Below are 25,058 nucleotides of genomic sequence, written 5' to 3' on the forward strand. Positions count from 1 at the left end.
CACCATGTCGCTTTCGCTGATCGCCGAGTTCGTTCTGCTCGCAGCCCTCTGGGGCTCCTCGTTCCTGTTCATGCGCCTGGGTGCTGCCGAATTTGGCGCACTGCCCACGGCGGGTCTGCGGGTCGCACTCGCCGCACTGTTTTTGCTGCCGGTATTTCTCGTCAAAGGCGTCTGGGCCGACTTCCGGCAGCGCGCCAGACCCATCCTGTTTGTCGGCCTGCTGAACTCGGGCATTCCATTTGCGCTGTTTGCCTACGCCGTGATGCACATCACCACCGGCCTGACCTCCATCCTCAATGCCACCGTGCCCCTGACCGGTGCGGTGGTGGCCTGGCTCTGGCTCAAGGATCGACCGAGCGGCTCCCGCATGCTGGGTTTGCTGATCGGCTTTGTCGGTGTGACCCTGCTCGTGATCGGGAAATCCGGATTCAGCGCCACCGGCGTGGCCGGCGCCGCATCCATCGGCACGACCTTGCTGGCCATGGGCGCCTGCCTGCTGGCCACCACGTGTTATGGCCTGGCCGCCAGTTTCACCAAGCGCTACCTGACCGGCGCACACCCCCTGGCCACGGCCACCGGCAGCCAGATCGGCGCTGCGCTCGGCCTGGCGCTGCCCACGTTCTGGCTCTGGCCCGAAACACCCGTGAGTCTGGGCGCCTGGGGTGCGCTCGCGGCGGTGGCCTTGTTCTGCACATCCATCGCGTACATCCTGTTTTTCCACATCATCGAGCAAGCTGGACCGTCGAAGGCGCTGACCGTCACGTTCCTGGTCCCGGTGTTTGCGCTGATGTACGGTGTGTTCTTTCTGGGCGAAAACATCACCCCCTGGATGGTGACCTGTGGCGTCATCATCGTCTGCGGCACCGCGCTCTCCACCGGGCTGGTGCGCCTGGGAAGGCTGGAACGGGCAACTTGATGGCGGCACGCTGCTTATGGCGGCCGCACGCCAAACCAAACCCATTCTGAAGCGCACAAGAAAAAACCGCCGCAGTCTTGCAACTGGGCGGTTTGTCTTTAACTGGCGGAGTGGACGGGGCTCGAACCCGCGACCCCCGGCGTGACAGGCCGGTATTCTAACCAACTGAACTACCACTCCGCAGTGGTGCAGCTTTTGCCTGAGGCTTTCGCTTCAGGCCAAGTGCCACAAACTTGGCGACCCTACGGGGATTCGAACCCCGGTACTCACCGTGAAAGGGTGATGTCCTAGGCCTCTAGACGATAGGGTCAAAACCTTGGAACTAACCGAACTTCGCATTGTATCAGTGCCTTTATCAAGACACCGGCACAAGCTTCACAAATTGTGGTGGAGGTAAGCGGGATCGAACCGCTGACCTCTTGCATGCCATGCAAGCGCTCTCCCAGCTGAGCTATACCCCCACAAGGTTTGTTGATTCACGCTTCGCATGTCACCGCTTGGTGCGAATCAGCAAGCCTCAAATTATAGGACATTTTTCAGCGATTTTGAAGTCGTGCCAAAACTGTTTGCTGATTTTGCAGTTCGAGCACCGCGTCCAGCGACGGCGTCTGCGCCGTGCCCATGACCAGCACGCGCACCGGCATCGCCAGTTGCGGCATCTTGATGCCGTGGGCGGTGATGGTTTCCTTGATGGCCGCCGAGATGCTGGCCTTGTCCCAGGCACTGGCAGCCAGCTTCTCCGCCAGCGTGGCCAGCGCGGGCTGAATGGCTGACGTGACATGCTGCGCGCGCTCTTCGGTGCTGGGCGTCACATCGGCGTAGAAGGCAGCGGCCCAGCCGGCCAGCGCTACGGTCGTATCACAGCGGTCCTTGAACAGGCCACAGATGCGCGGCAGCCGCTCGTCGGCGGTGATGCCACGTTTCGCCAGCTGCTCGGCCACCAGGGTGCTGAGCGCCCCATCGTCCATGGCCTTCATGTGCTGGGCGTTGACCCAGCGCAGCTTGGCTTCGTCGAACTGCGCGGCACTGCGGCCGAGGTGATCGAGGTTGAACCATTCGAGGAACTGCGCGCGGCTGAAAATTTCGTCGTCGCCGTGGCTCCAGCCCAGGCGCGCGAGGTAGTTCACCATCGCATCCGGCAGGTAACCCTCGTCGCGGTACTGCGTCACGGGCTTGGCACCGTTGCGCTTGCTCATCTTCTCGCCCTGCTCGTTGAGCACGGTGGGCAGGTGGGCGTACACCGGCGGCTCTTTGCCGAGCGCTTTGAAGATGTTGATCTGGCGCGGCGTGTTGTTCACGTGGTCGTCACCCCGGATCACGTGGGTGATCGCCATGTCGATGTCGTCCACCACGACGCAGAAGTTGTAGGTGGGCGTGCCGTCGGGGCGCGCGATCACCAGGTCGTCGAGTTCGTCGTTGCGGATTTCGATCAGTCCCTTGACCTTGTCGCCCCAGGCCACGACGCCGCCCTGCGGGTTCTTGAAGCGCAGCACCGGCTTCACGCCTTCCGGTACCGGCGGCAAGACCTTGCCCGGTTCGGGGCGCCAGGTGCCGTCATAGCGCGGCTTTTCCTTGTTGGCCATCTGGCGCTCGCGCAGCGCGTCCAGCTCGGCCATGCTCATGTAGCAGGGGTAGACGTGACCGCCGGCCACCATTTCGGCCAGCACCGCCTTGTACCGGTCCATGCGCTGCATCTGGTAGAACGGGCCTTCATCGTGGTCCAGACCCAGCCACTTCATGCCCTCGATGATCACATCCACCGCGGCCTGCGAAGAACGTTCGAGGTCGGTGTCTTCGATGCGCAGCACGAAAACGCCGCCGGTAGCGCGGGCGAAGGCCCAGGGGTACAGGGCCGAGCGGATGTTGCCCAGGTGGATGAAGCCGGTGGGCGACGGAGCGAAGCGGGTGCGAATGGGTGCTGTCATTTCAGGGTCTCTCGACGGGCCGCCCCTGGGGAGACCCGCACCCCCATGGGGGGAAGTGAATACACGAGGTGATGAACGTGGGGTTAACGCGCGCTGAGGCCGCGGTCGAGGTCGGTCTGGATGTCGGTGAGGTGTTCGAGGCCCACGGCGACGCGGATCAGGCCCTGGCTGACGCCGGAAATCTGGCGCTGCGCTTCGGTCAGACGGCCGTGTGACGTGCTGGCGGGGTGGGCACACAGGGTCTTGGTGTCGCCCAGGTTGGTGGACAGCGATAGCGTCTGGAGCGAATCGAGGACGTGGAAAGCGCGCTGGCGGGCCTGATCGGCATCGGATGCTTTGACCTCAAACGACAGCACGGCACCACCGCAGTTCGACTGCTGGGCCATGGCCAGCTCGTGCTGCGGATGGCTGCTGAGGCCGGGGTAAAACACGCGCGCCACACCCGGATGCAACTGCAGCCACTGCGCCAGCGCCAGCGCGCGGGCGGATTGCGCCTGCATGCGGATCTCCAGCGTCTCCAGGCCCTTGAGCACGACCCAGGCGTTGAACGGAGCCAGCGTCATGCCGCCGCTCTTGAGCACCGGCAGGAAGGTTTTGGTCACCAGCTGCTGGCTGGCACACAGGGCACCGGCCATCACGCGGCCCTGGCCATCCAGGTACTTGGTGCCCGAGTGCATGACGATGTCGGCCCCCAGCGCCATGGGACGCTGCAGCGCCGGTGTGGCGAAGCAGTTGTCCACCGCCAGCAGCGCGCCCGCGTTGTGCGCGATGTCGGCCAGCGCGCGGATGTCGCAGACGTCGGTCAATGGGTTGGTGGGCGTCTCGGCGAACAGCAGCTTCGTGTTGGGCTTGACGGCCGCAGCCCAGGCCGACACATCGGTCTGCGAGACAAAACTCGACTGCACGCCGAACTTGGCCAGATCCGAACCGATCAGCTTGATGGTCGAGCCGAACATGGAATGCGAGCAGATCACGTGATCGCCGCTTTGCAGCAGGCCCATGCACATCATCAGGATCGCCGACATGCCCGAGGCGGTGGAGATGCAGGCTTCTGCGCCTTCCAGTGCCGCCAGGCGCTGCTCGAAGCTGGACACCGTGGGGTTGCCGTAGCGGCCGTAGGTGTAGCCGTCTTCGTCGCCCGCAAACCGCCGCGCGGCGGCTTCGGCCGAGGGCTGCACATAGCCGCTGGTCAGGAACAGGGCTTCGGAGTTTTCACCATAGGGGGTGCGCGGCACGGCGGCGCGCACGGCCAGGGTGTCGCGGTGAAGGTCGGGGTCTTTGTCTAAAGGCATGGGCGTGTTCAGGCGGTCTGGGCGTTGGGCAAGGCCAGACGCGAGTTGTCTTCCTGGCCTTCTTCGCTCTGGTCGCGGCCCTGGTTCATGCGTTCGATGGTCTCGAGCGTGATGTCGCCGGTGACATAGACGCCATCGAAACACGAGGCGTCAAAGCCGGCCAGGTTCGGATTGAGCGAGCCGATGGCCTGCTTCATCGCGTCCACGTCCTGGTAGATCAGCGCGTCACAGCCAATGCTCTCGCGCACCTGTTCCACCGTGCGGTCGTGCGCCACGAGCTCGCTCGAGGTCGGCATGTCGATGCCGTAGACATTGGGATAACGCACCGGCGGCGCGGCGCTGGCCAGGTAGACCTTGCGCGCGCCGGCATCACGCGCCATCTGCACGATCTCGCGGCTGGTCGTGCCACGCACGATGGAGTCGTCGACCAGCAGCACGTTGCGGCCCTTGAACTCGCTCGCGATCACGTTGAGCTTCTGGCGCACCGACTTCTTGCGCACGCCCTGCCCCGGCATGATGAAGGTGCGGCCCACATAACGGTTCTTCACGAAACCTTCGCGGTACGGCAGACCCAGCAACTGGGCCAGCTCCATGGCGCTGGGGCGCGAAGATTCGGGGATCGGGATCACGACGTCGATCTCGTTCGGCGGCACGGTGGACACCAGGCGCTTGGCCAGGGTCTTGCCCAGGTTCAGGCGCGCCTGGTAGACCGAGATGCCGTCGAGCACCGAGTCCGGCCTCGCAAGGTAGACGTACTCAAAAATACAGGGGTTGTGGCTGGTCTTCTCGGCGCACTGCTCGAACTGCGTGCTGCCGTCGTGGGCCACGAACAGCGCTTCGCCCGGCTGGATGTCGCGATCCAGTTCAAACCCGTTGCCTTCGAGCGTGACCGATTCGCTCGCCACCATCACGCTGTCGCCCTGCCGACCCACACACAGCGGCCGGATGCCGTAGGGGTCGCGGAAGGCGAGCAGGCCGTGGCCGGCGATCAGGGCAACCACGGCGTACGAGCCGCGAATACGCTGGTGCACGCCGCGCACCGCCGCAAACACGTCGGCGGGCTTCAGCGTGATGCCGCGGCTGACTTTTTCCAGCTCGTGGGCCAGCACGTTGAGCAGCACCTCGGAGTCGCTGTCGGTGTTGATGTGGCGGTGGTCGGTCTGAAACAGCTCCTGCTTCAAGGCCTGTGCATTGGTCAGGTTGCCGTTGTGCACCAGCACCAGGCCAAACGGCGCGTTCACATAAAACGGTTGCGCTTCTTCTTCGCTGTAGGCATTGCCCGCGGTCGGGTAACGCACCTGGCCCAGGCCGCAGTGGCCGGGCAGGCTGCGCATGTTGCGCGTGCGGAACACGTCACGCACCATGCCCTTGGCCTTGTGCATGAAGAACTTGCGACCTTGTTCGGTCACGATGCCGGCCGCATCCTGGCCCCGGTGCTGCAGCAGCAGGAGTGCGTCGTAGATGAGCTGGTTGACCGGCGCCTGGCTCACAACGCCAACGATTCCACACATGATCGGATCCTTACGGAAATAGTGACAAAAACTTCAAGGCAGGTAGCTCGCCAGAGCTGCCGGCAACAGGGGGCGCAGTGTGTGAACACTGTCCGCCATGGCATCGGCCACCACCGACGCCCGCCAGTCGGTTTCGGCACGCAAAGGGGTCATGCTGATCACCACCGTCAGGGCCAGCAGGATCAACACCCCCCGAGCCAGACCAAAGGCGCCCCCCAACACCCGGTCGATGGGCCTGAGCCCCACCGACGCCACCAGCTGTTTCACCAGCCAGGCCAGCAAACCACCCGCAAACGCCGTGGCAATGAACACCAGCGCAAACCCCGCCGCCAGCTTCAAGGCCGGCAAGGCATCCCCCATGGGCAACACCGCAGCCACCTCGTCGGCGTAGGCCTGGGCCAGCAAAAAAGCCGCCACCCAGCCCGCCACGGAAATCACCTCGTACACCAGGCCGCGCCACAGGCCCAGCACCGCCGACAGCACCAGCACCGCCAGCAAAACACCATCGACCCAGTTCATGCGCCGGGGCCCGCGATAAAAAACAGCCCCATCACAAGGTCAGGATGGCGGCGGGCAGTCCGAGGGCCTTCACGCGCGCCGCCGCCTTGTCGGCCTCGGCCCGGCTCGCGAAGGGCCCCAGGCGCACGCGTATCCGCTTGCCTTGCGGCGTTTCGGCCACATGGGTGTATGTCGTGAGGCCTGCGCGCTCCAGTTTCAAACGGGTCTCGCGCGCACGGTCGGCCTCGGCGAAAGCGCCCACCTGCACCACGATGCGCACGCTGGCAGCCCCGGGTTTGTCTTCCAGCAAGGCCTTGGCCCGGGCGGCTTCGGTGGCGGTGGTGCTTTCTTTGGCAGGCGCTTCGACCTTGGCCACGGGCTTCGGTGCGGTCTTCGCAGCGACCTCGGTCGCGTCCTTCGTGGCGGGTTTGTCGGCCGCCGGCGCTGCCACCACCACCTCTTCACGCGCATCAAGCCCGCCACCGGCCGGCAAACGCCCCAACGGACTCTTGCTTTTGTCGACCTCTTCAGGAATCGGTTCAGGGGTCCGGGCCGGCGTAGGGGCCTGCTGGCCGGTGACTTTTTCGCCTGACAAGGGTTGCGCGGGCTGGCGTGCCGGAATCTCGATCGGAATGTCCACAGCGACAGGACGCGGCTGCGTGTCAAAGAGCATCGGAAAGCCCATCACGCCAAGCAACACCAGCACGGCGGCACCGATCAGACGGTGACGGGCGCGGCGGCGAATGGCCTCGATGCTCTGAGGCGGAGGCGTCGTGGGGCTGCTCTGGGAACCTGAACGGGGTGTGAGCATTCGGGGGTGGACCAATACGCTTTCAAAGCCGTAGGCGAGGCGCAAAAACGCGCCAAGGCGTGATCGAGGAAGGGGTCAGGCGGTCAGGTGTTTCGCCGACAGCCGGGGTATCCCATCCTGCAAAATCCCACCCACGGTGAAGAAGGAACCAAAGACCACGATTCTATCAGCGGGGTCTGCAACCGACACCGCCGCCCGCAGGGCGTCCATGGGGCTGGAATGGCATCCTGCGACGCGGCTTTTCCCGTCCGGCGCGGTGCGTGGGTGGGCGTCGAGCAACTGGGCCAGCGCCTCGGCGCTGCTGGCGCGCGGCAACGGCAGATCCGTCACATGCCAGCGGTCGATCAGCGGCGCGATGCGCTCCAGCATGGCGCCCAGGTCCTTGTCGGCCATGGCACCGAAGACCGCGTGGGTGGTTGGGTAATAGCCCATGGCGTCCAGGTTTTCAGCCAGAGCGGCCACCGAATGCGGGTTGTGCGCCACATCCAGCACCAGCGTCGGGGTGCCGGGCACGATCTGGAAGCGCCCTGGCAACTCCACCATCGCCAGCCCATTGCGCACCGCCTGCGCGGTCACGGGCAGGCGTGGGCGCAGCGCCTCAAGGGCGGCCAGCACGCCCGACGCGTTCACCAGCTGGTTGGCACCGCGCAGCGCCGGGTAGGCCAGACCGGCGTAACGCCGCCCGCCGTGGGACGGGTGCATGGCCCAGCCCCACTGCTGCTGGTCACCGGCAAAGTGAAAGTCCTTGCCCAGGCGCCAGAGATTGGCACCCACTTCCAGCGCCCGGTCCAGCACGCTTTGCGGCGGCACCGGATCGCTCACCACCACCGGGCGGCCGGTGCGCATGATGCCTGCCTTCTCGAAACCGATCGCCTCGCGGTCGTTGCCCAGCAATGCCATGTGGTCCAGCGCAATGCTGGTGATGACAGCACAGTCGGCATCGACGATGTTGACCGCGTCCAGCCGGCCACCCAGCCCCACCTCCAGAATCACCACATCGAGCCCGGCGCGCGACAGCGTGCGCAGGATCGCCAGCGTGGTGAACTCGAAATAGCTCAGGCTGATCGTCTCCTGATCACTTCCCTGCCCTTGGCGGGCCTGCTCAACCTCGGCAAAACCGGGCAACAGATCGCCGGCGGCCACCGCCTCACCCGCGATGCGACAGCGCTCTTCAAAGTGAACCAGGTGCGGCGAGGTGTAGACCCCGGTGCGGTAACCCGCCTGGCCGTAGATGGCTTCGAGCATGGCGCAGGTCGAGCCCTTGCCGTTGGTGCCCGCCACCGTGATCACCGGCATGTCCATGACCAGCCCCATGCGCTGGGCTACCTGCTGAACCCGCCCCAGTCCCATGTCGATGGCAACCGGGTGCAGGCGCTCGCAGTGTTCCAGCCATTCGGCCAGCGTGGAAGGGTGTTCAGGCAAGGCGATGTTCAACATGGCAGCTATTGTCCCATTGGTCTTCTGGCCCACCTGGCCGGCGGGCCATTTCTCCGACAATGGCACCATGACCATCCTCTACGGCATCCCCAATTGCGACACCGTCAAGAAGGCCCGCGCCTGGCTGACGGAACACGGCGTCGAACACACGTTCCACGATTTCAAGAAACAGGGCGTTCCCGAGGCCGATCTCGACCGCTGGCTGGCCGCCGCAGGCTGGGAAAAGCTCGTCAACCGCAAGGGCACGACCTGGCGCGGGCTGGACGAACCCACGCGCAACGCCGTGGTGGACAACGCCAGTGCCCACGAATTGTTGGTGGTGCACGCCAGCGTGATCAAACGCCCGGTGGTGGTCTGGGCCGACGGCCAGATCACCGTGGGCTTTGACGCCACGGACTGGGCACAACGAGCCAGAGCAACCCCGCCCGCCTAAAATCGCGGTTTCGCCTCCACTTTTCACACCCTCCTTCCCATGAGCACCACCCAGATCAGCGGCGTGTCCGTCACCACCCAGGCCAGCGTCTATTTCGACGGCAAATGCGTCAGCCACGGCATCACCTACCCGGACGGCACCAAGAAATCGGTCGGCGTGGTGCTGCCAGCCAACCTCACCTTCAACACCGGCGCGCCCGAGATCATGGAATGCGTTGCCGGCGGCTGCGAATACAAGCTGGCCGGCACCGACGCCTGGCTCAAGTCCGGCCCGGGCGACAAGTTCAGCATCCCCGGCAACAGCAGCTTCGACATCCGGGTGACCGAGCCCTACCACTACATCTGCCATTTCGGCTGAGCACACACATGGCCACCATTCTTCAGAACCTGCCCACGCAACAGAAAGTCGGCATCGCCTTTTCCGGCGGCCTCGACACCTCCGCCGCCCTGCTGTGGATGAAGCAGAAGGGCGCGATCCCCTACGCCTACACCGCCAACCTCGGCCAGCCCGACGAGCCGGACTACGACGAGATCCCGCGCAAGGCCATGCAGTACGGCGCCGAACTGGCGCGTCTGATCGACTGCCGCACCCAGCTGGCGCACGAAGGCATTGCCGCGCTGCAGTGCGGCGCCTTCCACATCAGCACCGCGGGCGTGACCTACTTCAACACCACGCCGCTGGGCCGCGCCGTGACCGGCACCATGCTGGTGGCCGCGATGAAGGAAGACGACGTCCACATCTGGGGCGACGGCAGCACCTACAAGGGCAACGACATCGAGCGTTTCTACCGCTACGGCCTGCTCACCAACCCCAGCCTGAAGATCTACAAGCCCTGGCTCGACCAGCTGTTCATCGACGAACTGGGTGGCCGCGCCGAGATGAGCGCCTTCATGACGGCCAACGGCTTTGGCTACAAGATGAGCGCCGAAAAGGCCTACTCCACCGACAGCAACATGCTGGGCGCCACGCACGAGGCGAAAGACCTGGAGCACCTCAACAGCGGCATCACCATCGTCAACCCCATCATGGGCGTGGCGTTCTGGAAAGATGAGGTCGAGGTCAAACGCGAAACCGTGACGGTGCGCTTCGAAGAAGGCCAGCCGGTCGCCCTGAACGGCCAGACCTTCGATTCGCCGGTGGACCTGATCCTGGAAGCCAACCGCATCGGCGGGCGCCACGGTCTGGGCATGAGCGACCAGATCGAGAACCGCATCATCGAAGCCAAGAGCCGCGGCATCTACGAAGCCCCGGGCCTGGCGCTGCTGCACATCGCCTACGAGCGCCTGGTGACCGGCATCCACAACGAAGACACGATCGAGCAGTACCGCATCAACGGCCTGAAACTCGGCCGCCTGCTCTACCAGGGCCGCTGGTTCGACCCGCAGTCCATCATGTTGCGCGAAACCGCCCAGCGCTGGGTGGCGCGCGCCATCACCGGCGAAGTCACCATCGAACTGCGCCGCGGCAACGACTACTCGATCATGAACACCGAGAGCCCGAACCTGACGTACGCGCCCGAGCGCCTGTCGATGGAAAAGGTGGAAGACGCGCCGTTCACGCCGCTGGACCGCATCGGCCAGCTGACCATGCGCAACCTCGACATCGTCGACACGCGCGCCAAACTCGGCATCTACGCCAAGAGCGGCCTGCTGTCGCTGGGCGAAGGCGCGCAGATGCTGCGACTGGAAGGCGACAAGAACGGGGATTGAGTCCTGCCACCTGCGCCGTGTTGAAAGCCGCTCCAGGGAGCGGCTTTCCCGCTTCTGGGCGCGGCCACCGGCTGTCAGTGACTTTCGGCACCGGCCCCGGATGGTTCGACGACGTCAAAACGTTGATCGACCAGGTGCGGGTCGTCAAAATGCCGCCGCCCGACAAAGGCCGTGGCGTGTTGGCCCCACTGGCGCTGCGCGCCCGCATCGCGCACGCCCATGGGCCAGAACAGGTAACGCTCGCCCCGCTGCGTGCCCGCGATGATGCCGTCGGGACCGTAGAGGCTGCGATGACCACCGCCCGGCAGGGGCAGTGAGCGCAGCAGCCCCTCGGGCAAGCTCCGGTAGCGCTCGCCTTGCGGTTCGCGTGTAGCGGCCAGTCCGGTGAGGTAGTGGGTCCGGGGTGCCAGGTGCAACAGCATGCGCTCGCCCCTCGCCAGTTCGGGTGGATTGGCCGGCGTGAACAGCCATTCGATGCCGGGCTCGGGCGCAGGCTTCGCACGCAGGGAACGGGTGGGAAAAAACAGGTGGTAACAGCCGCAGGCGTGGATCGAGTCGTAGAGCAGCGGTCGGCCCTGATCGTCCAGCGTGACGCGCCAGACCAGTCCGTCCAAGGTCCCCGCGAGCAGGTCGACACTGCCGGCCGGAGGTCGCTCCGGAAACCAGGCGAGATACACCAGTTGCACCAGCGTCTTCTGCCCCTGGCGCACGAACGCGATGCGGCGGTACACCGTCGGCTGCGTGGTGTCCACGTCGGGCGTTCCGTCGCCGGCCAGTTTCAGCGCACCGATGCGGTCAAAGCCGCCCTCGACCGGCAGGGCAAACACGGGGGCATGCCGGTCCAGCAGTTGCTGCCGAAGGGCTTCGTCCAGTTGCGGAATACCCAGCGCATCGCGCGGGACGCGTGTGAATGCTTCGGTGCGGTATCCATCGCCAGGTTCGAGAGGCACGTAACGCGTGATGGGTACACCCTCCGAGGGCCCGGCCACATTGAAAGCCGCCACGGTGTCGGCCTGCCAGCGCCGCACACCGGCAGCAAAAGGCAGGCGGGTCAGCGCGTACATCCCCCACACCCGAGCAGCGGTGGAATACGCATCGGGCACGACCGCCCTGTCCAGCAGCATGGCCCGCCGATCGGGAGCAGCGCGATCCAGGTCGCTCAGCACCTGGGCGCAGTGCTGCGTCCGGGCCATGGCCCTTTCCCGGTTGTCGGACGCCGGCTCGTTGCCCGGCAACACGTCCACAACCGCCTCGGGCAGGTTGGCGATCTCGATCGCATGGGCCTCTGCGCCCAGGACTTGCAGCAGGTCCAGCCAGTCGCCGAAATCCGCCCGGTCTTGTGCAGCCTGGTCGCGAAACGACGCCGCAAAGCGGGAAACGCGCAGCTGGGGAAACCCCGCGATGCGCTGATCCTGGGCGTCGCCCACGCCGTGCTGCGCGATCTGCTGGTCCAGCAGGGAAAACCAGCGCCGGCAGCGGGTCTCCTCCGTGTCCGACGGGTCGGTGGTGCTGTCCACCGTCAGGCTGGAACAGGCCGACAGGATCAACAGCAGCAACGCCATCACGAGGCCGTGGCCAGCGTGCAGCACCTGGGTATTGGTTGCTGCGGCCCGCACGTCCAACTACTCCCGCGCGGCCTTGGCGCGCCGTTCGATCTCGGCCACCAGGCTTTCAAACCGGAGGCGGACGTTCTCTTTCAGCAGCGGCTGCGCCAGAAATCCCGGCACCGGCGAGGCCAGCTCCAGTTTGCCTTTCCAAGTGAGGTCGTAGCGGTCCCGGACGCCCGGCACGCTCGTGAGCAGGTACTCCCCTTCGAGGTGCCTGAAATCGCCCCGAACCAGCTTCACGCCGATGCGTCCCGGCGGGTCCTCCTCGACCTCCAGCACGACATTGAGCGTCATGGTGAAAAACAGGATGTCTGCGCTGCCGCTCTGCTCGACCACCACGCGCCCGGGCATGCGCTGCAGGACCACGCTGCGGTCCATGCCCGTGATCCATTTCGCCGTGTTGTCGTAGTCGGTCAGGGTGGCCCAGATGACACTTTGGGGAGCCAGCACGGTGGCGTGCATGCCGATCGCCACCATGCGGCCTTGACGGGTGGCCGTGATGTCGATGGGCTCGGCGCCCGCCAAGGCTTCTGGGTGTGCAATGGGTGCCATACAAAGCGCCAGGAAAAACCGCCTGGCCATGCGCAAAGTGTTTGGATCCCTCATGTCTCCGCATGCTACAGCGGTGTCGCCGCTGCCGTGCAGGCGCGGGTTCAAGCCCCCTCACCCGGCGCTCGACCCACCCTGAAACCGCTCAGACCACCACCGGCTCGGGCTCCAGCCGGATGCCGAAACGCTCGTAGACACTGGTCTGGATCGCCTTGGCCAGCGTCATGACCTCGCCGCCGGTGCAGGGGTGGCTGGGGCCGCCGCGGTTGACCAGCACCAGCGCCTGCTTTTCGTACACGGCGGCGTTGCCCACGCTCTTGCCCTTCCAGCCGCAGGCATCGATCAGCCAGCCCGCCGCCAGCTTGATGCTGCCGTCGGGCATGGGGTAGTGCACCACCTTCGGGTCGCGCGCGATGATGTCGGCGCACTGCTCGGGCGTGACGGTGGGGTTCTTGAAGAAGCTGCCGGCGTTGCCGATCACCGCCGGGTCGGGCAGTTTGGCGCGCCGGATCGCCACCACCCAGTCAAAGATCTGCTGGGCGTCGGGCGCGTGGATGCCGGTCTCGGCCATCTTGCGTTCCAGGTCCAGGTAGCCCAGCACCGGCTTCCAGGGTTTGGGCAGCAGGAAGCGCACGCGGGTGATCAGCGCCCGACCCGCCAGGCCGAAGCTGCGCGCATCCGTTGGTGCGTGCTTGAACACCGAATCGCGGTAGCCAAAACCGCATTGCGCCGCATCGAGCGTGAACGCGCGACCGGTCTGCAGGTCGATGGCGTCGAGGGAATGAAAACGGTCCTGCAGTTCCACGCCGTAGGCACCGATGTTCTGTACCGGCGAAGCCCCCACCGAACCGGGGATCAGCGCCAGGTTTTCCAGACCGGGCCAGCCCTGCTCCAGCGTCCAGGCCACGAACGGGTGCCAGCTTTCGCCCGCGCCGGCCTCCACGACCCAGCCCTTGGCGGTTTCTTCCACCAGCCGGCGGCCCAGGATGTCGACCTTGAGCACCAGCGCCTTGATATCGCCCGTGATCACGAGGTTGCTGCCCCCGCCGAGCACGAACACCGGGGCTGCCCAGTCCGGGCTGGTCATCAGCGCGGCCAGATCCGCCTCGGAGCGCACGCGCGCGAACCGCTGGGCCCGCGCCGCGATGCCAAAACTGTTGAAGGGCTGGAGCGCCACATTGTTCTCGACTAACATCTGAAGATTGTCTCACCCACGCTTTCTGGAACCACGCACCATGCCTTCTTTTGACACCGTTCTCGAAGCCGATCTTGTGGAAGTGAAAAACGCGGTCGAACAGGTCGCGCGCGAAATCGGCACCCGCTTTGACTTCAAGGGCACCAGCGCTGGCATCGAACTCAAGGACAAGGAAAAGGAAATCACCCTGTTCGGTGATGCCGACTTCCAGCTCACCCAGGTCAACGACGTGCTGGTGGCCAAACTGGCCAAGCGCGGCGTGGACGTGCGCTTCCTCGATGCCGGCAAGGTCGAAAAGATCGGCGGCGACAAGGTCAAGCAGGTGGTGAAAGTCAAAAACGGCATCAGCACCGAAGACGGCAAAAAAATCCAGCAAACCCTCAAGGGCAGCAAGATCAAGGTGCAGGGTGCCATCCAGGGCGACGCGGTGCGCGTGACCGGCGCCAAACGCGACGACCTGCAGGCCGCCATGGCGCTGATCAAGAGCGAGCTGAAAGACCTGCCTTTGTCGTTCAACAATTTCAGAGATTGAGCTCACCCCCGCGCCGCGCCTGAGGGCGCGTCACCCCCTCAAGGGGGCGGCGCCTTTGGGCCGGCAAAGCCGGACCCTCGGCGCCCTCGGTCAAGGCACTTCATGCGCACATCGTTTCTTTGTCCCGCACTGCTTCTGGCCCTCGTTGCCAACGCCTCGCTGGCGCAGTCGGTCGCGCTCTCGGGCATGAGCGGCAGCAAGGCGCTGGTGGTGATCGACGGGGGCGCGCCCCGGTTCATGAGCGCGGGGCAGACGCATCAGGGCGTGCGCCTGATCAGCGCCCAGGACGACACCGCTGTGATCGAGATCGAGGGCAAGCGCCAGACATTGCGGGTGGGTGATGCACCGGTGAGCGTGGGCCGCATGGCGCCCAGCGGCGGCGGTGGCCAGCGCATCGTGCTGACGGCCGATGCTCGTGGGCACTTCATGCCGCAGGGCCAGATCAATGGCAAGACGGTGCAGTTCATGGTGGACACCGGGGCCACCGGCATCGGCATCGGCGAAGCCGAAGCCCGGCGCATCAACCTGAAGTTCGAACAAGGACAGAAGGTCCAAATGAACACCGCCAATGGCGCGGCCAACGGCTACCTCATCAAGCTGGATTCGGTGCGTCTGGGTGATGTTGTGGTGTACGACGTGGCGGCCATCGTGTCGCCGCAACCCATGCCCTTTGTGCTGCTCGGCAACACCTTCCTCACCCGCTTCCAGATGCAGCGCACCAACGACCAGCTCACCCTGGAAAAACGTTTCTGACCGTTCAGGCCTGCGCAGCCGTCACCACGATCTCGATCTTCCAGTCCGGGTTGGCCAGCGCGGCCTGCACCGTGGCACGCGGCGGCGCGGTGCCCGGCACCACCCAGGCGTCCCACACCTCGTTCATGATGCCGATTTCGCGGATGTCGGTCAGGTAGATCTGTGCGCGCAGGATGCGCGACTTGTCGCTGCCGGCTTCCTGCAGGCGCTGCTGGACCTGGTCGAGCACGTCCTGCGTCTGACCCCGGATGTGTGTATCGCCCCGTTCGGGCACCATGCCGGCGAGGTAGACCACGCCGTTGATAACCGCCGCTTCGCTGTAGCGGGCCGCCACGCCGTGGCGCTGAATATCGTTGCTCATTGGCTTTTGGACCCCAGTTTGCTTTCTTTGCCGGCGAACAACCGGTTGATGTTTTCAGCGTGGCGCCACACCAGCAGGATGCCCATGACCGCCAGGCTCAGCACCATCACATTCGGCGCGTCCCAGGCCACCTGGCGGCCAAACAGGTAGTACGCCGGGGCGAACACCGCCGTGACGATGGAGGCGAGCGAGGAATAGCGGAAGAAAAACGCCACGATCACCCAGGTGGCCAGCGAAGCGAGGCCGAGCCAAGGGTTGAAACCGAGGATCACGCCGGCCGCCGTGGCCACACCCTTGCCACCCTGGAAGCGGAAGAACACCGGATACAGGTGCCCGAGAAAAGCCGCCAGGCCGACCAGCGCCACCGTCCCATCGCCCAGCCCCCAGGCATCGCCCCACCACTTCACGGCCACCACCGGCAGCCAGCCCTTGAAGGCATCCAGCAGCAGCGTGACGATGGCAGCGGCCTTGCTGCCCGAGCGCAGCACGTTGGTGGCACCAGGGTTTTTGCTGCCGAAGGTGCGCGGGTCGTTCAGGCCCATCGCGCGACTGACCAGGACAGCAAAAGACAGCGAACCGATCAGGTAGGCGGCCAGGGTAGCGATGGCGGGGTAGAGGGATTCCAAGGCGACGTCCTCGTTGTTGTTCTGGGGGTTCGCGCGTCCAGCGCGCGCGGGCGGTTCCGGTCGCCTATTCTGCCAGCGCGCACTGCACGGCCCTGGCCCCCAGCGGACCGCTGAGCACGGCCGGATCGATGCCGACCAGGAAACCGCGCCGCCCGCCGTTGATCCAGATCTTCGGCAGCGCCAGCACCGTGGACTCCACCCACACCGGCATGTCGCGCTTCAGACCAAAGGGCGAGGTGCCGCCCACGAAATAGCCGCTGTGCCGGTTCGCCACTTCGGGTTTGCAGGGCTCGACCGACTTGGCGCCGATCTGGCGCGCCAGGTTCTTGGTGGACACCGTGCGGTTGCCGTGCATCAGCACCGCCAGCGGCTTCGCCGCCTCGTCCTGCATGATCAGCGTCTTGACCACGGCGAAGGGATCGAAGCCCAGCACCGCGGCGCTGTGCTGCGCACCGCCGTGCTCCAGGTACTCATAGGGGTGCTCGGTGAAGGCCACGCCATGGGCCTTGAGCCAGGCGGTGGCGGGGGTTTCAGAGATGTGGGTCTTCTTCGCCATCACTGGGCGGGATCGCGCAGTTCCCAGCGGATTTTGTCAATCTCTTTGAGCAGTTCGGGCGACAGCGCCGTGCCCCACGCATCCAGGCATTCGTCCAGCTGCGCCAGCGAGGTCACGCCGATGATGGTGCTGGCCACGCGCCAGTTGGTGTAGCAGAAGGCCAGCGCCAGTTGCGCCGGCGTCATGCCGTGCTCGCGGGCCAGCGCGTTGTAGCGGCGCGCGGCATCCAGCGCTTCCGGCCGGCCCCAGCGCTGTTTGCGCATCGATTCGTACAACGCCATGCGCCCGGCGTCGCCCACCAAGCCGTTGGCGTCGTATTTGCCGGTCAGCAGGCCGAAGCCCAGCGGTGAATACGCCAGCAGCGACACGCCCAGACGGTGGCCGGTTTCGTCGAGCCCGTTTTCGTAGCTGCGGTTGATCAGGCAATACGGGTTCTGCACCGTGGCCACGCGCGGCAGGCCGTGCTGCTCGGCCAGGCGCACGAACTCGTGCACGCCGTAAGGTGTTTCGTTCGACAGGCCCACCGCCCGCACCTTTCCCGCTTTCACCAGATCGGCCAGCGCTTCGAGCTGCTCCAGCACGGAAACACCCGGCTTGTCTTTGGCCGGATCGAAATACAGCGCGCCGAAAGCGGGCACGTTGCGCGCCGGCCAGTGGATCTGGTAGAGGTCGATCACGTCGGTCTTCAGACGCTTGAGGCTGGCTTCGCAGGCCTCGATGATGCCGGCCTTGCTCACCTCGGGGCGCAGCCAGGGCATGCCGCGGGCGGGGCCCGCCACCTTGGTGGCCAGCACGAGTTTTTCGCGTGCGCCCGGCGTCTTGGCGAACCAGTTGCCGAGGATGGTTTCGGTGGCGCCGCAGGTTTCGGCCCGCGCCGGCACCGAATACATCTCGGCCGCGTCGATGAAGTTGACACCCCGTTCCAGCGAGCGGTCCAGGATCCGGTGGGCATCGGTCTCGTTGACCTGTTCACCAAAGGTCATGGTGCCGAGGCAGATGGGGGTGACTTGCAGGGCGCTGGCGCCCAGTGAAACAGTGTTCATGAAGAAGTGTGCAAATGCGTATGGCGTGAAACCGGAAGACCGAAACGGTCTATAAGTTTAGGGCCGCGGGAATGCCCCGTGTGTCGCCCGTGAACCCGTCTGCCTGATTGCTCTGGAGTTGCCCATGTACCGATTCAAGCCCCTGTACCTGCTTTCTGCCCTGGCCTTGTGTGTCGCCGTGGCGGGCTGTGGCACGCCCGGCCGAGGTCCTGGCCCAGGGCCCGACCGTTCTGGCCCAGCCACTGGAACCGCGCTTGATATGCCCGTCGCGGAAGCATTTGCACCAGGGCGCTCGGCCGTCAAACCCGCCCTCGCCCGCGAGCTCAATGCCCTCGCGCAACGGCTGCAGGGGCGAGGCTATTCGCGCCTGCGCATCGTGGGCCCCGGCGACGAGACGGGCCGTGCAACGTCCAACCGGCTGCTGGCGCTGGACCGCGCGCACAGCGTGCGCGATTACCTGATCGCACGCGGTCTGTCGGTAACGCGGCTGCAGGCCGAAGGCCTGGCGGCGAGCCGCAGCCTGGAAATCCACGTCACCGCGCCGCCCGGTCGCGGCTCCCGCTGAGGGTCTTCACGCCAGCGCCCGGGCCCGCGCCTCTTCCTGCTGGCGCAACACGCGACGCTGCACCTTGCCGGTGGTGGTCATGGGCAGGGACTCGACGAATTCGATCTCTTTCGGGTACTCGTACGGTGCGAGCTTGCCCTTCACATGGGCCTGCAGTTCCGCCGTGAGACGCGCTTCAAACCCGGCATCACCCAGGCTTCGCCCTGGCTTGGCGTTGAGGTATTCCTGCGCCAGCACCACATAGGCCTTGACCACCGCACCGCGCTCGGCGTCGGGCTTGGGCACCACCGCCGCGTTGGCCACGGCCGGGTGCTTGACCAGGCAGTTCTCGATCTCGCCCGGCCCGATGCGATAACCCGCGGCCTTGAACACGTCGTCGGCCCGGCCCTGGTACCAGAGGTAGCCCTCGGCGTCGCGGATGGCCATGTCGCCGGTGCGGCACCAACTGCTGGCCATGTCGCCGGTGAACTTGGCGCGCGTGGCGGCCTCGTTCTTCCAGTAGCCGAGGAAAAAGATCGGGTCCGGGTAGCCGTGCACGTCCAGCCGGTGCACCGCCACGTCGCCCGGCACGCCCACCGGGCACTCGTGACCTTCGTCGTCGATCACCGCCACCCGGTGCCCGGGGTAGCCTTTGCCCATCGACCCCGGCTTGGCCGGGTAGAGCCGCGCGCAGTTGCCCACGATGTAGTTGATCTCGGTCTGGCCAAACATTTCGTTGACCGTCACGCCCAGCTGTTTCTGGCAGTAGGCAAACACCGCGTCACCCACGGCCTCGCCCGCGCTCATGATGGCCTGCAGCTGCACCCGGAACTGTTTTCGCGGCTGGGGATAGGCCTTCATCATGGCCTTGAGCGCGGTCGGAAACAGGAAGGTGTGCGTGACGCCGTGGCGCTCCATCAGCTCAAACGCGGCCTGCGGACTGAAGCGGCCGTTGAAGGCCACGATGGGGCGGCCGAAATACAGCGAGGGCAGCAGCGCGTCCATCAGGCCACCGGTCCAGGCCCAGTCGGCCGGTGACCAGAACACCGCCTGCGAAGGCTGGGCCACATCGAAGGGATCAAAGCCAAACCAGTTCTGGCTGCAGACAAACCCCGTGAGGTTGCCGATGAGCGCGCGGTGCGGAATCAGCGCGCCCTTGGGGTTGCCGGTGGTGCCGCTGGTGTAGATCAGCACCGCGGCTTCGTCCGCCCAGGTGTCCACCGCCTTGAACCGCGCGGAAGCCGAAGCCAGCAAGTCGGACCACGCCAGCGCACCCGACGCCGGCGCTTCGACCGCGATCAGGGCCCGCAGCTGCGGGCAGTTGCCGCTGACCGACTGCACCGCCGCCAGCGTGCTGCCGTCACAGATCGCGACCACCGCCTCGCTGTCCTGCAGGCGGAACTCCAGCGCCTCGGGGCCGAACAGCTGCGACAGCGGCATGCCCACCGCGCCCATCTGCAGCACCGCCATGTAAGCCACGGCGGTCTCGAAGCGCTGCGGCATCACGATCGCCACCCGGTCACCACGCCGCACGCCAAGCGCCGTCAGGGCGCTGGACAGTCGGTTCGCCTGCTGCTGCAGTTCGGCGTAGCTGTGGCGGCGGTCGGGCTGCCCCGGCGCGGTGGCGATCACCGCGGTCTGTGGCGCCGTGGCCGGATCGGCGGCCCAGCGGCGCGAGCAGACCGCCGCCATGTTGAAGCGCTTGGGCACCTGCCAGCCAAAGCGGCCATGCAGATCGGCGTAGTGGTCGGGGGTGTCGCTGGCTTGACGCTGGCGCATGAAAGGTCTCCGTCTCGTCTTTATGATGAATCGAATGTACCAAGCCCTGAAAGACTCGCGCAGCACGTTTGTGCCGATCCGCCACCTGTCCTACCACGTGCGTCAGTGGGGTGAACCGGTGCCCGGACAGGCCCCGCTGGTGCTGGTGCACGGCTGGATGGACGTGTCGGCTTCGTGGCAGTTCATGGTGGACGCGCTGAAGACCGACCGCTGGATCATCGCCCCCGACTGGCGCGGCTTCGGGCTGACCCGAAGCAGCGATCCGGCGCCGGACAGCTACTGGTTCCCCGACTACCTGGCCGACCTCGACGCCCTGCTCGACCATTTCGCGGGTGAGCAGCCGGTCGATCTGGTCGGCCACAGCATGGGCGGCAACGTGGCCATGATGTACGCCGGCGTGCGGCCGCAGCGCATCCGCCGCCTGGTGAACCTGGAAGGCTTCGGCCTGCCTGCCACGCGCCCGGCCCAGGCGCCCGAGCGTTATGCGAAGTGGATGGACGAGATCAAGGCCCTGCACCGCGGCGAGATGGACCTCAAACCCTACGAGTCGGCCGAAGGTGTGGCCCGCCGCCTGATGAAGACCAACCCGCGCCTGCCGCAGGACAAGGCCGACTGGCTGGCGCAGCACTGGGCAGCGCCCGATGCCCAGGGCCGCTGGCAGATCCTCGGGGACGCGGCCCACAAAGTGATCAGCGCCCACCTCTACCAGGTGGAAGAAGCGCTGGCGATCTACCGCCGCATCAGCGCGCCGGTGCTCAGCGTGACCGCGAGCGACGACAGCCTGAGCCAGTGGTGGAAAGACCAGTTCACGCTGGCGCAGTATCACGAGCGCCTGCAGGTGGTACCCGACCTGCAGAACGCGGTGATCCAGGACGCGGCCCACATGCTGCACCACGACCAGCCGGAAGAACTCGCCCGGCTGATCGAGAACTTCCTGATCTGAGAGGCTGCCCTGAGGCTATGCCGGGCCGTCAGTGCCAGGGGACGGCTGGCATGAGAAAATCGCGGATTCTGTCAACGGCGGCTTCCCGCCTGTCCGGCTGACTCCCATCCCCGAATTCCGATTGAGGCCCCATCATGGAAGCAGAACGCGTCAACACCATCCGCAGCCAGCTCGAAGACCTGACCACCCGCGTGGTCGAGTTACGGAGGTATCTTTGACTACGATGCCAAAGCATCCAAACTGAAAGAAGTCGAATCCGCGCTGGAAGACCCGACGGTCTGGAACGACCCCAAACGCGCCCAGGACCTGGGGCGTGAGAAAAAATCGCTCGAAGACGTGGTGCACGTGCTGGACCGCCTCACCGGTGAGCTGTCCGACAACACCGAGTTGTTCGAGATGTCGAGCGAGGACGGCGACGACGCCGGGCTGATCACCATCGAAGGCGAGGCCGCCAAGGTCGCGGTCGAGGTGGAGAAGCTCGAATTCCGCCGCATGTTCAACAACCCGGCCGATCCGCTGAACTGCTTCCTGGACATCCAGGCCGGCGCCGGCGGCACCGAGGCCTGCGACTGGGCCAGCATGCTGCTGCGCCAGTACCTCAAGTACTGCGAACGCAAGGGCTTCACGACCACGATCGAAGACGAGACCGCGGGCGACACCGCCGGCATCAAGGGTGCCACGATCAAGATCGAGGGCGACTACGCCTTCGGCCTGCTGCGCACCGAAACCGGTGTGCACCGCCTGGTGCGCAAGAGCCCGTTCGACTCCTCGGGCGGACGCCACACCTCGTTCGCCTCGGTGTTCGTGTACCCCGAGATCGACGACTCGATCGAGATCAACATCAACCCGGCCGACGTGCGCACCGACACCTTCCGCGCATCGGGCGCGGGCGGCCAGCACATCAACAAGACCGACTCGGCCGTGCGCCTGACGCACATCCCCACCGGCATCGTGGTGCAGTGCCAGGATGGCCGCAGCCAGCACAGCAACCGCGACGTGGCCTGGAAACGCCTGCGCTCGCGCCTGTACGACTTTGAACTGCGCAAGCAGCAGGAAGAACAGCAGAAGCTGGAAGACACCAAGACCGACGTGGGCTGGGGCCACCAGATCCGCAGCTACGTGCTGGACAACAGCCGCATCAAGGACCTGCGCACCAACGTCGAAATTTCCGCCACACAGAAAGTGCTGGACGGCGATCTCGACGCCTTCATCGAAGCGTCTCTCAAACAAGGAGTCTGAGCATGAGTTCACTGCGTGAAGGCCCCTCCACCGTGGTCCGTCGGGAAGACTACACCGCACCCGCCTACTGGATCGACACCGTCGACCTGAGCTTCGACCTTGACCCGGCCAAGACCCGGGTGCTCAACAAGATGCGCCTGCGCCGCAACCCGGACGTGGCCGCGCAGGCGCTGCGGCTCGATGGCGAAGACCTGAACCTGGCGCGCGTGCTGGTCAACGGCGCAGGCTGCTCGTTCAAGATGGACGGCAACCAGCTGGTGCTGGAAAACCTGCCCGACGGCGACGCGCCGATCGAGCTTGAAATCTTCACCACCTGTTCGCCCGAGAAGAACACCCAGCTCATGGGCCTCTACGTGAGCCAGGGAACCTTCTTCACGCAGTGCGAGGCCGAAGGTTTCCGCCGCATCACGTATTTCCTGGACCGTCCGGACGTGATGGCGAGCTACACCGTGACGCTGCGCGCCGACAAGAAGCTCTACCCGGTGCTGCTGTCCAACGGCAACCTGGTCGAAGAAGGCGCGCTTCCCGACGGCCGCCACTTCGCCAAATGGGTCGACCCGCACAAGAAACCCTGCTACCTGTTTGCGCTCGTGGCCGGCCAGCTGGTGGCGCGTGAGCAGCGCATCACCACGCGCAGCGGCAGCAACCACCTGCTGCAGGTGTTCGTGCGCCCCGGCGACATGGACAAGACCGAACACGCGATGAACTCGCTGATCGCCAGCGTGATCTGGGACGAAGCCCGCTTCGGCCTGCCGCTCGATCTGGAGCGCTTCATGATCGTCGCCACCAGCGACTTCAACATGGGCGCGATGGAAAACAAGGGCCTGAACATCTTCAACACGAAGTACGTGCTGGCCAACAGCGCCACCGCGACCGACACCGACTTCGCCAACATCGAATCGGTGGTCGGCCACGAGTACTTCCACAACTGGACCGGCAACCGCGTCACCTGCCGTGACTGGTTCCAGCTCTCGCTCAAGGAGGGCCTGACCGTCTTCCGCGACCAGGAATTCAGCATGGACCTGTGCGCCGAGCCCTCGGCGCGCGCGGTCAAGCGCATCGAAGACGTGCGCGTGCTGCGCACCGCGCAGTTCCCCGAAGACGCAGGCCCGATGGCGCACCCGGTGCGGCCCGACAGCTACGTCGAGATCAACAACTTCTACACCGTCACGGTCTACGAAAAAGGCGCCGAGGTCGTGCGCATGATGCAGACCCTGGTGGGACGCGCCGGTTTCGCCGCGGGCATGAAGCTGTATTTCGAACGCCACGACGGCAGCGCCGTCACCTGCGACGATTTCGCGCAGGCGATGGCGGACGCCAACCCGGACAGCGACCTCGCCCGCCTGCTGCCGCAGTTCAAGCGCTGGTACAGCCAGGCCGGCACGCCGCTGGTGCGGGCCCGCGGGGTGTACGACGCTGCAGCGCGCAGCTACACGCTCACGCTCACGCAAAGCTGCGCCCCCACGCCCGGCCAGGCGGCGAAAGAGCCGTTCGTGATCCCGGTCGCCATCGGCCTGCTCGACGCCCAGGGCCATCAGCTGCCGCTGCAGCTCGCGCACTGGACCCAGCCCGAAACCGGCACCCGCACGTTTGTGCTGACGCAGGACAGCGAAAGCTTCACCTTCGTCAACGTGGACGCCGAACCCGTGCCCTCGATCCTGCGCGGCTTCTCGGCGCCGGTGCTGCTGGACGCCGAGTACACCGATGCGCAGCTGCTGAGCCTGCTGGCCCACGACACCGACGCCTTCAACCGCTGGGAAGCCGGCCAGCGCCTGGCCCTGCGCCGCGCGCTCGGCGCCATTCGCGCCGAAGGCCCCGTGGCCAGCGAACCGCTGGATGCCGCTTACCTCGACGCCATGCGCGACGTGCTGCGCCACCCCACGCTGGACGCCGCGTTCAAGGAACTGGTGCTCACACTGCCGGGCGAAACCTACATCGCCGAGCAGCTCGACGTGGTCGATCCGCAGCGCATTCACGCGGTGCGCGAGACCATGCGCGGGCAGCTGGCCGAAGCCCTGTTTGACGACTGGGCCTGGGCCTTTGAAGTCCACAAGGACAACGGCGCCTACCGCCCCGATCCGGTCAGTACGGGCCGCCGCGCGCTGGCCGGCCTGGCCCTGAGCATGCTCTGCCTGGCCGCACGCAAAACCGGCGATGCGGTCTGGCCCGGCAAGGCCTACCAGCGTTTCAAGGACGCCGGCAACATGACCGACCGCTTCAACGCGCTCTCGGCCCTGGTGGTCAGTGGCCAGCCGCTGGCGCTGGACGCACTCGCCCGCTTTCACGCCATCTTCCGCAGCGACGCCCTGGTGATCGACAAGTGGTTTGCGCTGCAGGCCGGCGCGCCCGACCGGGGTGGCAACGTGTTGCCCGCCGTGCGCCAGTTGCTGAACCACCCGGACTTCAACCTGAAGAACCCCAACCGGGCGCGCAGCGTGATCTTCAGCTACTGCAGCGCCAACCCGGGCGCCTTCCACCGCAACGATGCGTCGGGCTATGTGTTCTGGCGCGAGCGCGTGATCGAACTCGACGCCTTCAACCCGCAGGTCGCTGCCCGCCTCGCGCGCGCGCTGGACCGCTGGAAGAAACTCGCCGAACCCTACCGCAGTGCAGCGCGCGAAGCCATCGCCCGCGTGGCCGCGAAGCCCGATCTGAGCAACGACGTGCGCGAGGTCGTGACCCGCGCCCTCGCTGAATGACAGCCCCTTGCGTGCCGTGCTTATCAGCCCGGCCCGGGGCTCACACCGCTTCGCGGGTCGCTGCCCCCGAGGGGCTTGCCTTGCTTGGGGCGGCCCGGCG

At 65.9% G+C, this 25,058-nt stretch carries 24 protein-coding genes and 3 tRNA genes; 10 read left to right on the top strand and 17 right to left on the bottom strand.

Annotated elements, in window-relative coordinates:
- Positions 1–4: 4 nt before the first annotated feature.
- Positions 5–916, top strand: a complete 912-nt coding sequence (locus tag AC0GNO_RS18380) for a DMT family transporter (protein WP_472904995.1) — start codon at positions 5–7, stop codon at positions 914–916.
- 103 nt (positions 917–1,019) lie between these two features.
- Here the strand turns inward: AC0GNO_RS18380 and AC0GNO_RS18385 are convergent.
- The 9 genes from AC0GNO_RS18385 to folC form a co-directional block, all read right to left on the bottom strand.
- Positions 1,020–1,096 (bottom strand) — tRNA-Asp (locus tag AC0GNO_RS18385).
- 54 nt (positions 1,097–1,150) lie between these two features.
- Positions 1,151–1,226: transfer RNA gene (locus AC0GNO_RS18390), tRNA-Glu, on the bottom strand.
- A 75-nt stretch (positions 1,227–1,301) separates the two neighbouring features.
- Positions 1,302–1,377 (bottom strand) — tRNA-Ala (locus AC0GNO_RS18395).
- A gap of 75 nt (positions 1,378–1,452) precedes the next feature.
- On the bottom strand, positions 1,453–2,841 hold the full coding sequence (gene gltX / locus AC0GNO_RS18400) for a glutamate--tRNA ligase (RefSeq protein ID WP_472904996.1): 1,389 nt from the start codon (positions 2,839–2,841) through the stop codon (positions 1,453–1,455).
- Between the two features lie 83 nt (positions 2,842–2,924).
- Positions 2,925–4,133, bottom strand: coding sequence for an O-succinylhomoserine sulfhydrylase (locus AC0GNO_RS18405; protein ID WP_472904997.1), 1,209 nt, complete (start codon positions 4,131–4,133; stop codon positions 2,925–2,927).
- An 8-nt stretch (positions 4,134–4,141) separates the two neighbouring features.
- Complete coding sequence (gene purF, locus AC0GNO_RS18410) at positions 4,142–5,644, bottom strand: amidophosphoribosyltransferase (RefSeq protein WP_304920511.1); 1,503 nt, start codon at positions 5,642–5,644, stop codon at positions 4,142–4,144.
- Positions 5,645–5,677: 33 nt separating this feature from the next.
- Positions 5,678–6,163: a CvpA family protein gene (locus tag AC0GNO_RS18415; protein WP_472890165.1), complete on the bottom strand. Its 486-nt coding sequence runs from the start codon at positions 6,161–6,163 to the stop codon at positions 5,678–5,680.
- Positions 6,164–6,194: 31 nt separating this feature from the next.
- Positions 6,195–6,953 (bottom strand): SPOR domain-containing protein, encoded by a 759-nt coding sequence (locus AC0GNO_RS18420; protein ID WP_472904998.1) that lies wholly within the window; start codon positions 6,951–6,953, stop codon positions 6,195–6,197.
- Positions 6,954–7,028: 75 nt separating this feature from the next.
- Entirely contained in the window at positions 7,029–8,390 is a 1,362-nt protein-coding gene (folC, locus tag AC0GNO_RS18425) for a bifunctional tetrahydrofolate synthase/dihydrofolate synthase (RefSeq protein WP_472890163.1), read from the bottom strand.
- A gap of 67 nt (positions 8,391–8,457) precedes the next feature.
- On the opposite strand from folC, the gene AC0GNO_RS18430 reads away from it, so the two are divergent.
- Genes AC0GNO_RS18430 through argG form a run of 3 tightly spaced genes read left to right on the top strand, consistent with a single transcriptional unit; the run spans position 8,458 to position 10,532 of the window.
- A complete protein-coding gene (locus AC0GNO_RS18430; protein ID WP_472890162.1) occupies positions 8,458–8,823 on the top strand; it encodes an arsenate reductase in 366 nt (121 codons plus the stop codon).
- Between the two features lie 39 nt (positions 8,824–8,862).
- The gene (gene ppnP, locus AC0GNO_RS18435) at positions 8,863–9,180 is read left to right on the top strand and encodes a pyrimidine/purine nucleoside phosphorylase (RefSeq protein WP_472890161.1); all 318 of its coding nucleotides are present in this window, start codon (positions 8,863–8,865) and stop codon (positions 9,178–9,180) included.
- Positions 9,181–9,188: 8 nt separating this feature from the next.
- Positions 9,189–10,532 (top strand): argininosuccinate synthase, encoded by a 1,344-nt coding sequence (gene argG, locus AC0GNO_RS18440; protein ID WP_472904999.1) that lies wholly within the window; start codon positions 9,189–9,191, stop codon positions 10,530–10,532.
- Positions 10,533–10,606: 74 nt separating this feature from the next.
- Here the strand turns inward: argG and AC0GNO_RS18445 are convergent, their stop codons facing one another.
- The 3 genes from AC0GNO_RS18445 to murB form a co-directional block, all read right to left on the bottom strand.
- Entirely contained in the window at positions 10,607–12,148 is a 1,542-nt protein-coding gene (locus AC0GNO_RS18445; protein WP_472905000.1) for a hypothetical protein, read from the bottom strand.
- A 6-nt stretch (positions 12,149–12,154) separates the two neighbouring features.
- The gene (locus AC0GNO_RS18450; protein WP_472890158.1) at positions 12,155–12,691 is read right to left on the bottom strand and encodes an SRPBCC family protein; all 537 of its coding nucleotides are present in this window, start codon (positions 12,689–12,691) and stop codon (positions 12,155–12,157) included.
- A gap of 142 nt (positions 12,692–12,833) precedes the next feature.
- The gene (murB, locus tag AC0GNO_RS18455; RefSeq protein ID WP_472905001.1) at positions 12,834–13,883 is read right to left on the bottom strand and encodes a UDP-N-acetylmuramate dehydrogenase; all 1,050 of its coding nucleotides are present in this window, start codon (positions 13,881–13,883) and stop codon (positions 12,834–12,836) included.
- A 40-nt stretch (positions 13,884–13,923) separates the two neighbouring features.
- Between murB and AC0GNO_RS18460 the strand changes: the two genes are divergently transcribed.
- Positions 13,924–14,415 (top strand): YajQ family cyclic di-GMP-binding protein, encoded by a 492-nt coding sequence (locus AC0GNO_RS18460; RefSeq protein WP_177138396.1) that lies wholly within the window; start codon positions 13,924–13,926, stop codon positions 14,413–14,415.
- Between the two features lie 102 nt (positions 14,416–14,517).
- Positions 14,518–15,168, top strand: a complete 651-nt coding sequence (locus AC0GNO_RS18465; protein WP_472905002.1) for a retropepsin-like aspartic protease family protein — start codon at positions 14,518–14,520, stop codon at positions 15,166–15,168.
- A gap of 4 nt (positions 15,169–15,172) precedes the next feature.
- On the opposite strand, the gene AC0GNO_RS18470 is transcribed toward AC0GNO_RS18465, so the two are convergent.
- The 4 genes from AC0GNO_RS18470 to AC0GNO_RS18485 all read right to left on the bottom strand — a co-directional run bounded on the left by AC0GNO_RS18470 (position 15,173) and on the right by AC0GNO_RS18485 (position 17,754).
- A complete protein-coding gene (locus AC0GNO_RS18470) occupies positions 15,173–15,529 on the bottom strand; it encodes a RidA family protein (protein ID WP_472905003.1) in 357 nt (118 codons plus the stop codon).
- On the bottom strand, positions 15,526–16,155 hold the full coding sequence (plsY, locus tag AC0GNO_RS18475; RefSeq protein WP_472905004.1) for a glycerol-3-phosphate 1-O-acyltransferase PlsY: 630 nt from the start codon (positions 16,153–16,155) through the stop codon (positions 15,526–15,528). Before plsY ends, AC0GNO_RS18470 begins: the two co-directional genes overlap by 4 nt.
- A 64-nt stretch (positions 16,156–16,219) precedes the next feature.
- Positions 16,220–16,711: an aminoacyl-tRNA deacylase gene (locus AC0GNO_RS18480; protein WP_472905005.1), complete on the bottom strand. Its 492-nt coding sequence runs from the start codon at positions 16,709–16,711 to the stop codon at positions 16,220–16,222.
- Entirely contained in the window at positions 16,711–17,754 is a 1,044-nt protein-coding gene (locus AC0GNO_RS18485; protein WP_472905006.1) for an aldo/keto reductase, read from the bottom strand. The genes AC0GNO_RS18480 and AC0GNO_RS18485 overlap by 1 nt, the downstream gene beginning before the upstream one ends.
- Before the next feature lie 259 nt (positions 17,755–18,013).
- Here AC0GNO_RS18485 and AC0GNO_RS18490 point away from each other — a divergent pair, with 259 nt between their 5' ends.
- On the top strand, positions 18,014–18,319 hold the full coding sequence (locus tag AC0GNO_RS18490) for an OmpA family protein (RefSeq protein WP_472890152.1): 306 nt from the start codon (positions 18,014–18,016) through the stop codon (positions 18,317–18,319).
- A gap of 6 nt (positions 18,320–18,325) precedes the next feature.
- Here the strand turns inward: AC0GNO_RS18490 and AC0GNO_RS18495 are convergent, their stop codons facing one another.
- Positions 18,326–20,077 (bottom strand): acyl-CoA synthetase, encoded by a 1,752-nt coding sequence (locus tag AC0GNO_RS18495; protein ID WP_472905007.1) that lies wholly within the window; start codon positions 20,075–20,077, stop codon positions 18,326–18,328.
- Between the two features lie 34 nt (positions 20,078–20,111).
- Here AC0GNO_RS18495 and AC0GNO_RS18500 point away from each other — a divergent pair, with 34 nt between their 5' ends.
- The 3 genes from AC0GNO_RS18500 to pepN all read left to right on the top strand — a co-directional run bounded on the left by AC0GNO_RS18500 (position 20,112) and on the right by pepN (position 24,958).
- Positions 20,112–21,020: an alpha/beta fold hydrolase gene (locus AC0GNO_RS18500; protein ID WP_472905008.1), complete on the top strand. Its 909-nt coding sequence runs from the start codon at positions 20,112–20,114 to the stop codon at positions 21,018–21,020.
- A gap of 134 nt (positions 21,021–21,154) precedes the next feature.
- Positions 21,155–22,259 (top strand): peptide chain release factor 2 gene (gene prfB, locus AC0GNO_RS18505; RefSeq protein ID WP_177138409.1). Its coding sequence is split into 2 segments (ribosomal slippage): positions 21,155–21,235 and positions 21,237–22,259, totalling 1,104 coding nucleotides; the frame shifts between segments, so codons are not numbered across the junction.
- Positions 22,260–22,261: 2 nt separating this feature from the next.
- The gene (gene pepN / locus AC0GNO_RS18510) at positions 22,262–24,958 is read left to right on the top strand and encodes an aminopeptidase N (protein ID WP_472905009.1); all 2,697 of its coding nucleotides are present in this window, start codon (positions 22,262–22,264) and stop codon (positions 24,956–24,958) included.
- Positions 24,959–25,058 lie beyond the last annotated feature (100 nt).

It is taken from the genome of Hydrogenophaga sp. L310, assembly GCF_055703065.1.